This is a genomic window from Marivita sp., from assembly GCF_048006345.1.
Classification (GTDB): domain Bacteria; phylum Pseudomonadota; class Alphaproteobacteria; order Rhodobacterales; family Rhodobacteraceae; genus Marivita.
In genome coordinates, this window is the sequence record NZ_CP180351.1 from 2,391,989 (window position 1) to 2,407,088 (window position 15,100).

General features: G+C 61.5%; 14 protein-coding genes. 5 read left to right on the forward strand and 9 right to left on the reverse strand.

The window, feature by feature from the left end; all coding sequences use genetic code 11:
* Nucleotides 1-11: 11 nt before the first annotated feature.
* The 5 genes from ychF to ppk2 form a co-directional block, all read right to left on the reverse strand.
* A complete protein-coding gene (ychF, locus tag ACMVPR_RS11730; RefSeq protein WP_416883032.1) occupies nucleotides 12-1,109 on the reverse strand; it encodes a redox-regulated ATPase YchF in 1,098 nt (365 codons plus the stop codon).
* Nucleotides 1,110-1,145: 36 nt separating this feature from the next.
* A complete protein-coding gene (locus ACMVPR_RS11735; RefSeq protein ID WP_416883033.1) occupies nucleotides 1,146-2,513 on the reverse strand; it encodes an MATE family efflux transporter in 1,368 nt (455 codons plus the stop codon).
* A 63-nt stretch (nucleotides 2,514-2,576) separates the two neighbouring features.
* Nucleotides 2,577-3,518: a nickel/cobalt transporter gene (locus ACMVPR_RS11740; protein WP_416883034.1), complete on the reverse strand. Its 942-nt coding sequence runs from the start codon at nucleotides 3,516-3,518 to the stop codon at nucleotides 2,577-2,579.
* Nucleotides 3,497-4,138 carry a DUF1007 family protein gene (locus ACMVPR_RS11745; RefSeq protein ID WP_416883035.1) on the reverse strand — a complete coding sequence of 214 codons (642 nt, stop codon included), beginning with the start codon at nucleotides 4,136-4,138 and terminating at the stop codon, nucleotides 3,497-3,499. Before ACMVPR_RS11745 ends, ACMVPR_RS11740 begins: the two co-directional genes overlap by 22 nt.
* A 75-nt stretch (nucleotides 4,139-4,213) precedes the next feature.
* Nucleotides 4,214-5,164: a polyphosphate kinase 2 gene (gene ppk2 / locus ACMVPR_RS11750; protein WP_416883036.1), complete on the reverse strand. Its 951-nt coding sequence runs from the start codon at nucleotides 5,162-5,164 to the stop codon at nucleotides 4,214-4,216.
* 152 nt (nucleotides 5,165-5,316) lie between these two features.
* Here ppk2 and trpA point away from each other — a divergent pair, with 152 nt between their 5' ends.
* Complete coding sequence (gene trpA, locus ACMVPR_RS11755) at nucleotides 5,317-6,108, forward strand: tryptophan synthase subunit alpha (RefSeq protein WP_416883037.1); 792 nt, start codon at nucleotides 5,317-5,319, stop codon at nucleotides 6,106-6,108.
* 3 nt (nucleotides 6,109-6,111) lie between these two features.
* Nucleotides 6,112-6,903 (forward strand): 2-keto-4-pentenoate hydratase, encoded by a 792-nt coding sequence (locus ACMVPR_RS11760; RefSeq protein ID WP_416883038.1) that lies wholly within the window; start codon nucleotides 6,112-6,114, stop codon nucleotides 6,901-6,903.
* Between the two features lie 2 nt (nucleotides 6,904-6,905).
* Here the strand turns inward: ACMVPR_RS11760 and ACMVPR_RS11765 are convergent, their stop codons facing one another.
* A complete protein-coding gene (locus ACMVPR_RS11765; protein ID WP_416883039.1) occupies nucleotides 6,906-7,367 on the reverse strand; it encodes a MarR family winged helix-turn-helix transcriptional regulator in 462 nt (153 codons plus the stop codon).
* Complete coding sequence (locus ACMVPR_RS11770; RefSeq protein ID WP_416883040.1) at nucleotides 7,360-8,481, reverse strand: Acg family FMN-binding oxidoreductase; 1,122 nt, start codon at nucleotides 8,479-8,481, stop codon at nucleotides 7,360-7,362. Before ACMVPR_RS11770 ends, ACMVPR_RS11765 begins: the two co-directional genes overlap by 8 nt.
* Nucleotides 8,482-8,634: 153 nt before the next feature.
* On the opposite strand from ACMVPR_RS11770, the gene ACMVPR_RS11775 reads away from it, so the two are divergent.
* Together ACMVPR_RS11775 and ACMVPR_RS11780 are read left to right on the forward strand one after the other, a co-directional pair.
* The gene (locus ACMVPR_RS11775) at nucleotides 8,635-9,801 is read left to right on the forward strand and encodes an alpha-hydroxy acid oxidase (RefSeq protein ID WP_300585007.1); all 1,167 of its coding nucleotides are present in this window, start codon (nucleotides 8,635-8,637) and stop codon (nucleotides 9,799-9,801) included.
* Between the two features lie 401 nt (nucleotides 9,802-10,202).
* Complete coding sequence (locus tag ACMVPR_RS11780; protein WP_416883041.1) at nucleotides 10,203-11,603, forward strand: MATE family efflux transporter; 1,401 nt, start codon at nucleotides 10,203-10,205, stop codon at nucleotides 11,601-11,603.
* Here the strand turns inward: ACMVPR_RS11780 and ACMVPR_RS11785 are convergent.
* Nucleotides 11,600-12,751, reverse strand: a complete 1,152-nt coding sequence (locus ACMVPR_RS11785; RefSeq protein WP_416883042.1) for an MFS transporter — start codon at nucleotides 12,749-12,751, stop codon at nucleotides 11,600-11,602. The two genes, ACMVPR_RS11780 and ACMVPR_RS11785, sit on opposite strands and share 4 nt — an antisense overlap.
* A 171-nt stretch (nucleotides 12,752-12,922) precedes the next feature.
* On the opposite strand from ACMVPR_RS11785, the gene ACMVPR_RS11790 reads away from it, so the two are divergent.
* Nucleotides 12,923-13,549 carry a 50S ribosomal protein L25/general stress protein Ctc gene (locus ACMVPR_RS11790; protein ID WP_416883043.1) on the forward strand — a complete coding sequence of 209 codons (627 nt, stop codon included), beginning with the start codon at nucleotides 12,923-12,925 and terminating at the stop codon, nucleotides 13,547-13,549.
* 118 nt (nucleotides 13,550-13,667) lie between these two features.
* On the opposite strand, the gene ACMVPR_RS11795 is transcribed toward ACMVPR_RS11790, so the two are convergent.
* Entirely contained in the window at nucleotides 13,668-15,029 is a 1,362-nt protein-coding gene (locus tag ACMVPR_RS11795; RefSeq protein WP_416883044.1) for a caspase family protein, read from the reverse strand.
* Between the last annotated feature and the right edge of the window lie 71 nt (nucleotides 15,030-15,100).

Genomic DNA, 15,100 nt, shown 5'->3' on the forward strand with positions numbered 1-15,100 from the left:
GCGGATTTGGCTTACGTGTTGAAGAGGAAGTGCAGAACGTCGCCATCCTTGACGATGTAGCTCTTGCCTTCTGCCCGCATCTTGCCCGCTTCTTTGGCGGGGTTTTCACCACCCAGCGTGACGTAATCGTCATAGGCAATGGTTTCGGCGCGGATGAAGCCTTTTTCGAAGTCGCCGTGGATCACACCGGCGGCCTGCGGGGCGGCGGTGCCCTTGGTGATGGTCCAGGCGCGGGCCTCTTTCGGGCCGACGGTGAAATAGGTCTCAAGCTGCAAAAGCTGGTAGCCCGCGCGGATCACCCGGTCGAGGCCGGGTTCTTCGAGGCCCATCGCTGACAGGAATTCCTGCGCCTCTTCGGCGTCCAACTGGCTGATCTCTTCCTCGATCTGGGCCGAGATCACCACGTGGCTATTGCCTTGTGCAGCGGCCATCTCGCCCACGGCCTTGGACATCGCGTTGCCGTTTGCGGCATCCGCTTCGGACACGTTGCAGACGTAGAGCACGGGCTTTGTCGTCAGCAGTTGCAGCATGTCCCACGCCTTGCGGTCCTCATCGTCGACCGACACGGTGCGGGCGGGTTTGCCCTCTTCCAGCGCGGCCAGGGCGGCGCGCATCAGGCGTTCCTGCTGCACCGCGTCCTTGTCACCGCCGCGCACCTTGCGGACGATGTTCTGAAGCCGCTTTTCGAGGCTCTCGATGTCGGCGAGCATCAGCTCGGTCTCAATTGTCTCGGCATCAGCGACAGGGTCGACCCGGCCGTCCACATGCACCACATCGCCATCTTCGAAACAGCGCAGCACATGGGCGATGGCGTCCACCTCGCGGATGTTGGCAAGGAACTGGTTGCCCAGACCTTCGCCCTTGGAGGCCCCCTTCACGAGGCCCGCGATGTCGACGAAGGTGATCCGCGTCGGGATGATCTGCTTGGACTTGGCGATCCCCGCCAGCGTGTCGAGCCGCGCATCGGGCACGGCGACGTCACCGACATTGGGCTCGATCGTACAGAACGGAAAGTTCGCCGCCTGCGCCGCTGCGGTCTTGGTGAGCGCGTTGAAAAGGGTCGACTTGCCCACGTTCGGCAAACCCACGATTCCCACCTTGAAGCCCATCTCGGTCTCTCCTGATCCTGCGAAGTTGCGCCGCTTCTATGCGTTGACCGTCGGCGCTGCAAGGCGGCTGAGATTGGGGATCATCTGGAACCAGAAGCGGTTGTTCAAAAGCACCGCAGCAACGGCCAACCCCAGCACCAGACCAAGCCAGATGCCCGTCGCCCCCCAGTCCACGACAAAGCCCAGAACCACGGCGGCGGGCAGGCCAACCCCGAAATAGGACACGGCAGCAAGGAGCATCGGCAAGCCGGCATCCTGCACCCCGCGCAAGAGGCCCAGCGCCACCACCTGTGCGCCGTCCACAAGTTGGAAGATCGCGGCAAGGATCAGCAGGGTGGTGCCCATGGCGATGATCTCGTCACGTGCCGGATCGTCGGGGTCGAGGAAGGCTGCGATCAGCGGTTCGGGAAGGGCCACAAACAGAACGATGGTCAAAGCCGCGATGAAGGCCGACAGCGCCAGCGCGACGATACCGCCCCGCGCCATGTGCGGCCAGTCCTTGCGCCCGAAGGCATTGCCCGCGCGCACCGTTGCGGCGTTGGACAGGCCCAGATGCAGCATGAAGGTCATGGACGCCAGTTGCAGCGCGATGCCATGTGCGGCCAGCGGGATGGTTCCCAACCAGCCCATCATGATGGCCGATGCTGCAAACAGGCCCGTCTCGGACAGAGACGTTAGGCCGATGGGCACACCCAGCATGAAAACCTGGGCGAACATTTCATTGTCGGGCTTCCAGAGTCGCTGGAACAGGCTGTGTTCGGGCACGAAGACAATGATATAGACAACGATCACGATCATCGAGAACACATGCGTGCTGAGCGAGGCGATGGCAGCCCCCTCAAGCCCCAGTTCGGGAAATCCGAAATTGCCGAAGATCAAAGCGTAGTTCGCCAGTGCGTTATACGGCACCGCGACTGCCGTGACCCAGAACACGACCTTGGTTTTCTCAAGTGCGGCCAGGTAGCTTTTCAGCACCATCGTCACCAGCGCAGGCAGCAGACCGAACGCCAGCACGCGCAGGTAGACTTGCGCCTCTGACGCGATCTCCGGCGTTTGGCCCAAAGCCCGCAAAAGCGCGTCCGACCACCACAGAAGCGGGAACATCACCACGCAGAACAGCGCTGACAGCCACAGCCCCATACGGGTCGCGCGGCGCACTTTCTGATCGTCACCTTCGGCCGCATAGGAGGCGACCATTGGCATCACCGCCCACGCAAAGCCGCAGCCGAACAGGAACAGCGTGAAGAACAGCGTGTTGGCCAGAGTGACCGTGGCCAGCGCCTCGGCCCCGTACCAGCCCACCATGATGGTGTCGGTCAGGCCGATGGCCATCTGTGCCATATGCCCGCCCACCAAAGGCAACCCCAAAACGAGGATGGCCCTGATGTGGGCCGGATATGACATCTGTTCTGTGCGCATGCCGGTCGGTTAGACCCGCGCTCAGCACGGGGCAAGGGTTTTGTCAGGTCAAAGCGCGCGGATCAGGAATTGTGCGGCCAAAATGGCAATGATCAGACCGGCCCCGGTTTCGATCATTCCGGCAATCCGCGCGGTGTTCGGGCCATTGGCGAACCGCGCCAGCGCGCCTTCGCGGAAGGTCACCGCGCCGATGGCAGCGGCAAGTGTCACGCTGGCGGTGCCCAGCCCCATGGCGAAGGTGCCGAGGATGCCCGCGAGTTGGATTCCCATGCTGACCGACAGGATCAGCAGGAAAAGGGCGCCTGTACAGGGGCGGATCGCAATCGCCCCGATCAGCACCAGCGTATCGCGCAGAGAGTGAACGTTTTGCACCTGTTCCGGCGTCGGCGCATGGGCATGACCGCACGTGCTGCACACGCCGTCATCATGGCTGTGATGGTGATGATGGTGGTCGTGGTGGTCGTGGTGGTCGTGGTGGTCCGGCTTTTGAGCACGCCAGTTGGACCAGAGCCGCGATGCGCCCCGGACCGCCAGCCAAGCTCCGATGCCGCAGATCGCAGCATAGCTGAAGGGGGCGAACCAATCCTCAGCCGCGCCCACCATCTCTTCGCGACCAAGTCCCAACAGCCAGACCCCGGCGTAAACCACGACAATTGCTGTGCCTGCCTGCGCGAGGCTCGAAAGGACCGCCAGAACCGACAGCCGCGTCAGCGCAACCCGTTCCGCCACGCCGTAGCCTGCAATCAGGATCTTGCCATGGCCGGGGCCGACCGCGTGAAAGAACCCGTATCCGAAACAGACCGCCATCAATGTCAGGAGCGCGCCCGGTTCGTTGGCCCGTAGTGCCCGAAGTCCCTGCGCCATCCCGCTTTGTGCCGCGCGCTGGCCCTCGGCGGCCCAGCGTTCCAGTATCTGCGCCCCGTTAAAGCCCCAAAGCCAGACGGCAAGCGCAATAACAGCAACAGCGGCTAGTTGGAGGGCGGTGCGCATGACATCGTGACCGTATCAGCGAAATGAATGCCGACGCGCATCTCGTTGAAGATGTCCTCCATCGACCCGCCGTTCAGTTCCTTTTCCACGGCAGCCTGTGCTGCGGCCTGATCGGGGTCTGACACGGTTGCAGTGCAACCGGGGTCGGTCAGAGTGACACCCTGCGATACATCATAAGACACGTAGTAGGTCGGATCGTATTGCAACACTTCGATGGCTTCGATCGGAACGGGTGGGATCTCGCGGAAATGGGTCGCGGTGATGAACCCTTTCTCGACCGCGATACCAATGGGACGCGGGCGCGGCATCTCGATCTTTTCGCCGTTGGAATACACGTAAAGATCGCCCTCGAACCCTTCGGGCCACTCGATCAGGTCGAACCCGAACAGCGTGTCCAGTTCTGCCGCGGTCAGTTCCCCGTCGCCGTCGGTATCAAGGCCCATGTCTTCAAGGATCAGCAGCGTGAAGAAATCGTCATAGGTCCACGTCACCGTGACCCCCGTTACCTCACGCTGATCGTTGATTTCGAACCGCAGGGCGGTTTCGACAAAGATATGCGGATGCGCGCCAAGCGGCGCGGCGACCAGACCAAGTGCAAGGGCGCAGAGTGCTTTTTTCATAGAACCGGGAGGTAAGCCCCCCGGCCTACTAAAGCAAGGTCATCCACTGCGCGGCGGCAGAGAATTGCGCAGGTCTCAGACTTGGACCCGGCGAGTATCCGGGTGCAGCGACGTACCCAGAATGTGGTCCGAGCGGTGGATGACATGTCTTGCGCCGCCAACGATCAACGGATCGGGCGCTGTCGCAACAGCGAGATCCTTGCCGGGGTAATCCAGCGTCGACAGAAAATGCCGCATACAGTCAAGCCGGGCGCGTTTCTTGTCGTCGGATTTGACAATGGTCCACGGCGCGTCGGCGGTGTCGGTGTAAAAGAACATCGCCTCTTTCGCCTCGGTATAGTCGTCCCACTTATCAAGGCTCGCCTTGTCGATGGGCGACAGCTTCCACTGTTTAAGCGGATCGGTCTCGCGGCTGGCAAAGCGGCGTTTCTGTTCCGCCTGCGTGACCGAGAACCAGTATTTGTAAAGCCGAATGCCAGACCGTGTCAGCATGCGTTCAAAATCCGGGGTCTGGCGCATGAACTCGAGATACTCGCTGGGCTCGCAGAACCCCATCACCCGCTCGACCCCGGCGCGGTTGTACCACGACCGGTCATAAAGCACGATTTCCCCCGCCGTTGGCAGATGTTCGATATAGCGCTGGTAGTACCATTGCCCGCGCTCCACGTCGGTGGGTTTGTTCAGGGCGACCACGCGCGCGGTACGCGGGTTGAGATGTTCGGTGAACCGCTTGATCGTGCCGCCCTTGCCCGCCGCATCGCGACCTTCGAAGATCATCACGAATTTCTGGCCCGTATCCTGTGCCCAAAGCTGCACCTTCAGCAGTTCGGCCTGCAGCGCGGCTTTCTCGGCTTCATAGGTGCGGCGTGACAGGCGTGAGCGATAGGGGTATTTGCCCGACTCGAAGGCACGTCGCACATCATCGGCCGTGACCGCCTTTTGCGGTGAGACCGGAACCTCCTGGAGAGCGCCGGTCAGTTGTGCGGGGGTCGGTGTTTCGGCGGCGATGGCGGTGGGTGACGGCATGCAAATCTCCTGGTCCTGAATGTGGTCTTGAGACGCATCGTAACAGGATTGTAAAAAGATCTCTTTGACACGCATCAAAATCAGACCGCCTTGCCCCATTGATTTTCCCGCGCAACTCCGGCAATCGGGTCCGACCAGTTCAGGAGACCGCCATGACCCGTATCGACGCCAAATTCGCAGAGCTGCGCACAGCCGGCAATAAGGCTTTTGTGTCCTACGTGATGGCAGGCGATCCCGATTTCGACACCTCGCTCGAGCTGGTCAAGGGCTTGCCGGGCGCGGGTGTGGACATCATTGAACTGGGTCTGCCCTTTACCGATCCGATGGCGGATGGCAGCACCATCCAGCTGGCTGGCCAGCGCGCGCTCGAAGGTGGCATGACGCTGGACCGGACGCTGGAACTGGCGCGCACCTTCCGCGAAGGCGACAACACCACACCTATCGTGATGATGGGCTACTACAACCCGATCTATTCGCGCGGCGTCGACCTGTTCCTGACCCAAGCGAAAGAGGCGGGCATCGACGGTCTGATCATCGTCGACCTCCCGCCCGAGGAAGACGACGAGCTGTGTATCCCGGCGCAGGCGGCTGGGTTGAACTTCATCCGTCTGGCCACCCCCACCACCGATGACAAACGCCTGCCCAAGGTGCTCGAGAACACCTCGGGTTTTGTCTATTACGTGTCGATCACCGGCATCACAGGCGCAGCCGAGGCCCAGGCCACCGATGTCGGCCCCGAAGTGGCGCGGATCAAATCGCAGACCGATCTGCCCGTCATTGTGGGTTTCGGGATCAAGACACCCGACGCCTCGCAAGCGATTGCGAGCGTTGCCGATGGTTGTGTTGTCGGCTCGGCCATCGTGGCGGAACTGGCCAGCGGCAAACCGGTGAGCGACGTTCTGGCCTTCGTCAAAACGTTGGCCGACGGCGCACACCGCGCCTGACCCATGCCGGAGTTCTGGGCAGCAGATGCGCTTCATGCGGCGTTTCACGGCAACATGCAGGTGCCGCCGCTGACCGACTCCCTGCCTGACCTGACACTGGATCAGGGCTACCGGATCGCCTCCGAAATCCATGCCCGGCGGCTGGCGAATGGCGCAACAGTTGCGGGTCGCAAGATCGGGTTCACCAATAAGACCATCTGGCCAATCTACAATGTCGACGCGCCTGTCTGGGGGTGGATGTATGCCAGCGGCGTGCAGGACATCCCTGCAGATGGCGCGATCCCCCTGCCCGCCCTGCCGGAACCACGGATCGAACCGGAGATCGTGTTCGGGTTCAAAGCCTCCCCTCACCCCGACATGGACCTGACGGCACTGGCCGCGTGTATCGACTGGGTGGCGCATGGGTTCGAGATCGTGACCTCGCTCTACCCCGGCTGGCGCTTTACCGCACCCGACGCGGTGGCGGCGATGGCCATGCATGGTGCGCTTTGGGTTGGGCCGCGTCTGGAGCCATCACCGGAACGGTTCGAGGCGCTGACCACCTGCGGTGTGACCCTGACCGGCCCGGATGAAACGCTGATCGGTCATGGCGTAGACGTGTTGGGCGGACCGCTCATGGCGCTGCACCATTTGGTTGGCGAAATCGCGCGCATGCCCGACGCTGGCCCGATCCAGCCCGGCGAGGTTGTCACAACCGGAACACTCACGGACGCACGTCCGGTCGCGGCGGGCCAAAGCTGGAGTACCATGTTCGACACGCCGCTGCTGCCAGGATTGTCGATCCGGTTCGCCTGACTTCAGTCCCGCGCCGAATCCATCCTCTTGCGCAGCCGCGCCAATAAGGAAATCGCCGCGGTGACTTCTTCCACGCTCAGCGTGTCGGAAATCTCTGCTACGTCCGGCGACAGGCTGGCGATGGCCTCTTGCCGGAACTTGCGCCCGGCTGCAGTCAGCCAGACCTGTTTGCTGCGCGCGTCATCGGGATTTGCACGCATGTCTACCAACCCGCGCTTTTCAAGCCCAGCCAGCGTATGGGTCATGCTGGTCTTTGGCACCTGAAACGCGCGGGCAAGTTGTAATGGCGTCTGACCGTCCTGCACCCGGATCAAGTGGTTGATCACGGTGAAATGTGGCAACACCATCCCATCAGGCAACCGCGCCTCGAAGGACGCACGGCTCAATTGATTTATGATGCCGATTTCGTTGAACAACTCGAAATAGAGACCAGTCAGGTTCGGTACGGTGTTGGTGTCAGGCATTACTTGGTATTGGCCTCATCCGGGTTTCCAGTGGCCAGCGCGGCGTGCGCGGCGTCGCGGAAGCGTAGCCCAGAAGTCCGAGCATTTGAACCGTGCCGCGGTCAGGCGCATAAGCTTGATGGATCGCAGTATAGGGCGCTGCCATTTCAGGGTATTCCTGCAACGCCTGACTGACGGGCCGCACGCCCAGACCAGCCCCGGTGGCGGCAAGGTTGAGTTGCAACCAGCGCGCCCCTGTGGCGATCTGGTCGGCGCGGGTGTTACCCGAACTGGTCAGCAGTACCAGCCCCGCCGCCGACGCGATGGCGTCAACCGTGCCCTGAATAGCGCCCTGCGCCGCCATCGTCGTTGGATCAAGCGACGCCTCACGGGTCAACAGACCCATTCGGCTCAGGGCTTCGAACATCGGCCCACCCAAGTCGATCCCGTCGGGTTGCGCATCAATCTCTGCCTTGCCGATCCGCAAGAGGTCGATGCTTTCCTTCCACGCATCATGGGTTGCGGCCTCGATCAGCCATGCTTCGGTCGCTAGGTCACGTAGAGCCTGAGCCTCATCCCCCTGCGCCAACAGATCGACTCGGGGTGTGATTATATCGACTGACGCAGCGTCGAGCGGACGGTCCGCGAACACCTCTTTATGCGAACGCCGCTCAAGCACATGTGCGAAGAGCGGATCAGGTTGCACAGCGCCTGCCACAAAGCGGCACACAGCCACTGGGCCGATTTCGCCATCCGGGAAAAGGGTCTGGTCGATGCCGTAGCCTTCTTCAGCCGCAGCCATGCGCATCAGGTCCAGAAAACACCCCATGCCAATGGTCAATTGCCGCGCTAACGGGTCGGTCACGGGCAAATCGCGGGCGGAGTCGCGCCAGATGCGGACTGTATCGTCACCCACCAGCTCGGCCTCCCACGGCTGACGGTTATGTGGATTTGGGGCCAAGAGCGCGTAGGACATCGCACGCAGTCGAGGATCGGCATACTGGCCGGCTCTGTCCCAAGGGGCCAGGGCTGCCGTCGGTGTACGCGTGGATGCAAAGAGGCCAACCCCAGCGGCGGCGGCAACGACAGTGCCACCTCCGATCAGAGCAAGCGTTTTTCGACGGGAATAGGTCATTGGAATCTCCTTTAGTTCGATATCGTACTATTTAGTACGATGTCGAACAAATCAACCGAAAAGTGGAAACTTCGTCAGAACAAAAATGCCGCGTTGCGTGAATTGAGCGGCATTGGTAAAGAAAACTAACCAATATATCCGAAAGGCCGCGCCATGCCCGTGATTACCGAAATCGAAGACCTCCGCCGCATCTACAAACGCAGGGTGCCCAAGATGTTCTTTGATTACACGGAATCGGGCAGCTGGACCGAACAGACCTTCCGCGAGAACTCGTCTGATTTCGACAAGATCTATCTGCGTCAGCGCGTGGCCATCGACATGGAGGGGCGCAAGACCGCGTCGAAAATGATCGGTCAGGATGTGGCGATGCCCGTGGCGCTTGCCCCGGTGGGGCTGACCGGCATGCAGCATTTCGACGGTGAGATCAAAGCGGCCAAGGCAGCGGAAAAGTTCGGCGTGCCCTACTCGCTCAGCACGATGTCCATCTGTTCGATCGAGGACGTGGCCGAGAACACATCAAAGCCGTTCTGGATGCAGGTTTACACGCTCAAAGACGACGATTTCATGCAGCGCCTGTTCGACCGGGCAAAGGCCGCCAAATGTTCGGCGGCCATCATCACGGTTGATCTGCAACTGCTGGGGCAGCGGCACAAGGATTTGAAAAACGGCCTCAGCGCCCCACCCAAACTGACCCCTGCCTCGGTCGCCAACATGATGACCAAGGTGCAGTGGGGTCTGGGCATGCTTCAGACCAAACGGCGGTTCTTCGGCAATATCGTGGGCCATGCGAAGGGCGTCAAAGACCCGTCCTCGCTGACCTCATGGACGGCGCAGGCGTTCGACCAGTCGCTGAACTGGGACCGTATTCGCGAATTCCGCAAGATGTGGGACGGCCCGCTCATCATCAAGGGCATCATGGACCCGCGCGATGCGTTGGAGGCGCTGAATGTCGGGGCCGATGCCATCGTCGTGTCAAACCACGGCGGCCGACAGCTTGATGGCGCGCTCTCGTCGATCCGGGCACTGGAGCCGATCCTAGATGCGGTGGGCGACAAGATCGAAGTGCATCTCGACAGTGGCATCCGCTCTGGCCAGGACGTGCTCAAGGCGCTCGCGATGGGGGCCAAGGGCACCTATATCGGCCGCGCCTATGTCTATGGTCTGGGGGCCAAGGGGCAACAGGGTGTGACCGACGCCCTGAACGTCATCCACAAAGAGCTTGAGATGTCGATGGGGCTGTGCGGGCGGACGGATGTCAAAACGCTGGACCGCGACATCCTGATGGTTCCCAAGGGTTTTTCTGGCGATTGGGACGCGTAAGACACGCGGTATCGTCATCCTCGGGTGTGTCCCGAGGATCTCTGTGAGTGGAGGTCCTCGGGTCAAGCCGAGGATGACGTGTGTCTCGGAGAAGAAGCGGCGCCGCCCTTTGGCCTGACCGTACTCTCATTCCACCGGGGCTTCCCCCGTGACCTGTACCCCTTTGGGGCCTTCTGAAACCGGTTTCTCAGGGTCGGCCCATATGGGCATCTGAGAGAAGATCAGTTCAAATGTCGCGGCCTGGGAGTGACCCTACCCGCTCGATGCGCATCGTGGGCGGGGGTATGGCCGAAGGCTGGTTAAGGGATCGAAAACCACCCGTACGGTGAACGGTTTTGCGAAAGACCAGCCACACGGTGTTCTGACTTCCCGTGGCCAGCGTTCCATGACAGGGTTGGATCATGTCCGATCAGGCCGTATTCCTCAAAGGCAATCTCTTTCGCCATATCTCGGTAATGTCGCTGACCGCCTCTGTCGGCCTGATGGCGGTGTTCGCGGTCGATTTCGTCGACATGATCTTCATCTCCATGCTGGGCAAAGAGGAATTGGCCGCCGCAGTCGGCTACGCAGGCGCAATCCTGTTCTTCACCACATCCTTCAACATTGGCATCGCCATCGCAGCCGGTGCGTTGGTGGCGCAGGCCTTGGGCGCAGGTGACGAAGAGCTGGCGCGACAACGGGCGTCAAACGCGCTTGTGGCCGGCGTGGTCTTTGCCGCGCTCTTTGCCGTGCTGGTCTGGCAGAACCTTGGTGTGCTGGTTGGACTGCTGGGGGCTACGGGAGAGACGGCGGACCTTGCGGTTCACTACCTGCAAATCATTGTCCCGTCCCTGCCCATTCTTCTGATCGGCATGGCCGGTGGCGCCATTCTGCGGGCCCATGGAGACGCACGCCGGGCGATGACCGCCACAGTGGCCGGTGGTTTGGTGAATGCAGCCGTCGCGCCAATCCTGATTTTCACTTTCGAGTTGGAACTGACCGGCGCTGCACTTGGGTCCGTGCTGGCCCGGATCACGATTGCCGGATTGGCCCTCGTGCCGATCTTTCAGCATCACGGCGGGCTCAGTAGGCCGCGTCTGGATGGGTTTTTCAAAGATTTGACCCCAATTCTTGCCATTTCGCTGCCCGCGATCCTGACCCAGCTGGCCACTCCGGTTGGACAGGCCTGGGTGACGCGATCCATGGCGGAGTACGGCGAAGAGGCCGTCGCGGGGATGGCGATCATTGGCCGCCTCACACCGATTGCCTTCGGCACCATCTTTGCGCTGTCTGGGGCCGTCGGCCCGATCATTGGACAGAATTACGGCGCACGGGATTTCACCCGTGTTCGACGGGCGCTTTACGATGCGCTGCTGTTCACCGGGATCGTGGTGGTTGTTGCAACGGTGATCCTGTTCTTCCTGCGCGGTCATATCGCGGCGTTGTTCAATGCCGAAGGCGTGTCACTTTCGCTGATTTTCCTGTTCTGCGGACCACTGGCGCTGGCGTTTTTCTTCAACGGAATGCTCTTCGTGTCGAACGCCTGTTTCAACAATTTGGGGCGCCCGTTCTATTCGACATGGCTCAACTGGGGACGTCATACTTTGGGGACCATCCCGCTGGTCTGGTTGGGGTCGATCCTGTTCGGCGCACCCGGCGTATTGATCGGACAGGCCGCGGGAGGGGTCCTGTTCGGGGTGCTTTCCGTCATCCTTGTGCGCCGCACAATCGATGCGGTCGAGGCGCAAGGCGAGACACCCAAAGGACCGCGTCTGTTTCAACGGCAAGCCCGTCAGATCGCGCTGTTTTTTGCGCGGCGCTAGGCTGCAGACCGGCGCGACAGCACGGGAACCAGCAGCAATGGCACAGCGAACAGAATGCCGCCGATGGTCAGGAACGAGGTCGACAAGCCAAAACCTTCCGACAGGAAGCCCATCATCGGCGGGCCAATGAAGAACCCGGCATAGCCAACAACCGAGATTCGCGAAATCGCGTGGCTGCGGTATCGGTTTGGCACCATCCGACCGATCCATGCATAGGCCATGGGTGCCATAACAGACACGCCAAGACCTAGGATCGAGAACCCGACATAGGCCACACCCAAGGACGGCGCAGTGGCCGCGATGCAGGCACCGATTCCCGCCGTGACCGCCGCCCAGCGGATCACCATCCGCTCCGACACCCGGTTTGCCACAACCTGACCCGCCAACCGACCGACGGCCATGGTGATCCCCAGCAGCGCCGGTCCAAGCGCGCCCTGCGCCGCACCGGCCCCCAGATTGCGTTCGAGATGCAGCGCAGACCAGCCTTCGGTCGCCTGTTCCGACATGAAGGCGATCAGGATGATCATCCCGCCGGGCAAAAGCAGTGTCCAGGGCAGCGGGGCGACCTCAACCCCGTCCGCTTCGTGGTCGGCATCGCCTACCGGAGCAGCAAACGCTTGCAGCATCAGCACACCGATCACCAGACCACCCCCGGTGAGGATCGCCGCCGGTCCCAAGCCCGCTTCCCGCGCAAACCCGGTGGCAAGGGCACAGATCGCGTAGGCCACGGAAAACACAGCGTGGTTCAGGTTCATCAGGCTGCGCCCCAACTGTGCCTCTAGCGCGCTGACCCGGGCGTTCATTGCCACATCAAGCGTGCCCGAGGTCATCGTCACCCCCAGCATCGCCAATGTGAAGGTCACCCCAGAGGTCGTGTGCCCCGGAAGCAACGTGGCCACTGCCAGCAGCGCGGTCAGGACGCCCAGCGCCCGCGCCCCCAGTCCGCGCTCGGCCAGAGGGGCCAGCCACATCGCCATGACGGCCCCGATCGACGTGATCAAAAGCGCCAGCCCGAACTGCCCGTCCGACAGCCCGACCTGCGGCTTGAGCACCGGCACAAGCGCGGCAAAACTGCCCCAGAACACGCCCACGGCAGCGAATCCGGCGGCGGGGCCGCGACTGATATAGAGATCACGCAAAAGGCTCATGTCGCGCTCCGTGCCACGGCGCTGAGCGGCGGTCCAGCCCACAAACGGCACATTTCAGGCGGAATCTGCAACCTTGGCTCTTGCTCTGCACGGGAATCCGGTCTATCGCGCGGGCTTCATGCGGGGTGACAGCCTTGGAGGCACCCTGCCCTTACAATTTGGAGAATTATCATGGCTGGAGAGATTCCTGATCTCGTAGCTCTGGAACGGACGGGGACAGGCAAGGGCGCCGCTCGTCAGGCACGCCGCGACGGCATGGTTCCGGGGATTGTTTTTGGTGGCGAGAAAGACCCGCTTCCGATCAACCTTCCGTTCAACAAGCTGTTGCAGCGCCTGAAAAAAGGCCGCTTCAAGTCGACGCTGTTCAACCTCAAGGTGGAAGGCCACGAAGACGTGCGCGTGATCTGCCGCGATGTGCAGCGCGATGTCGTCAAGGACCTGCCGACTCACGTTGACCTGATGCGCCTGCGCCGCACCACCAAGATCAACCTGTTCATCCCGGTTGAATTCATCAACGAAGGGTCCGCACCGGGCCTCAAGCGCGGCGGCGTTCTGACCGTTGTGCGTCCCGAGGTTGAACTTGTTGTAACAGCGGGTGACATCCCCGAGAAGGTGACCGTCGATCTCGCCGGCCTGAACATCGGCGACACCGTGACCATTTCTGACGTCACACTGCCTGAAGGCACCAAGCCGACCATCGACCGCGATTTCGTGATCGCAAACATCTCGGCTCCGTCGGGTCTGCGCTCTGCAGACAATGAAGGCGGCGACGATGCAGAAGACGACGCCGAAGAATAAATCCGGCACAGCTTTTGGCTTCGAACGGCCTCGCCCCAACCGGGCGGGGCCGTTTTCGTTTTGGCTGCTCTTGACCGCATCAAGGCCAGCTCGGCCCGATTGCTTTCAGCGCCACCTTTCAATTGCAGAAGGTCTGGCCATTGAACTGAAAACAGCTCGACTGGCTGCGCGTGGGACGCGAATTGCTGCGACTGGTGGTGGTTTGCGGTGTATAACAGGCCCCTTTAGACGACAGTCTCTGGCCCGCGGGACAGGTTTTCTGAACACAGCTGTCCCCCACGAGCTCTTCGGTCGCGGCGCAGACCAGCGGACAGATGCGTCCCTCCAACTGCTGCATCTGCCGCAACAAATCTTCGCTCGGGTCCAATGTAGCCAAGACGATGTCAGGCGCGCGCTCCGACAGGCGTTCAAGGGCGCTTCGGCTCTTGCGGCCCCAAATCCCATCCTCGACCCCGGCATCGCAGCCCAAGCGGTTCAACTCGGCCTGCGTGCGTTGTGCGATCTCTTTGGCAGAGACCTGTACCGCGACGTCCGGCAGATCATCCGTAACAGGGGCTGGTTCTGCAAGCGGCGCTGGCGCGGGTTCGGGAGGCCGGACGTCAAGTGATGTTGCAGCAGTCTCTTGGCGCGGTGCGTCTGACAGGTCGGGGTTAACCAAGGCAGCGATCTGGGGTGTGTCAGACACCACCGGCGGGTCTTCTTGCAGTTTGAACGCAAAGCTGCCGGTCAGGGACGAGCTGCTCCACGGCACCTGTTGGCCAGCCGTCTGGTCCATCACATCGCGCCGCACACGTCGCATCATGATTTCGACATCCAGCGCAGGAGTTGCGATATGGCTGAGCAGCGCAGCGGTGAAGGGACTGTGCCGCCCCACCCCATCAAGCGCCACGTTCCCCGGTTGGGTGGCATAGGCGATCATGGTGCCCACACCGGTGTCCACCCGCGCCAAACCGCGCCCGACGAAAGCCGACCGCGTTCCCATGCTGCGCGCCAGATTCCCCGCCATAGGGTTGTCGCGGCACGCATCGAGAAAGATCAGATTGGTGCGGTTCTCGCGCTCCATCAGTTGAAGGATGTCGGTAAGGTTGATCGTTTCGAATTTGAGGTCGGCCTCATCGCGGATCTGCGCATCGACTGGCACCAGATAATTGACCCCACCCACTTCGAGCCCGTGTCCCGCATAAAACAGCACAGCTGTTGTGGCATCACCGGCCGCGCGGGCGAAATCCCGGATCAGGTCTTCTGTGGCGGCGCGTCCCAAGTCGAAACCGTCGAAGACCTCGAAACCCAGACCCGTCAAAGCGTCGGAAATGGCTTCGGCGTCATTGCGCGGATTGGCAAGCGGGACGGTGTGTTCGTAATTGGCATTGCCGAGGACAAGCGCCACACGCCCGGCAACGGCAGGGGCGGTGAAAACTGCAAAAGCACATACAAAGGCGACCGCAAAAATCGCAGCCCTCAAAACAACAGAACCGATCATGGCCCCAGCCTAAAAATGCGTTGACAGGTCGCCAACATGTACGGAGCCTAACAAAAATAGCACAGCGGAGT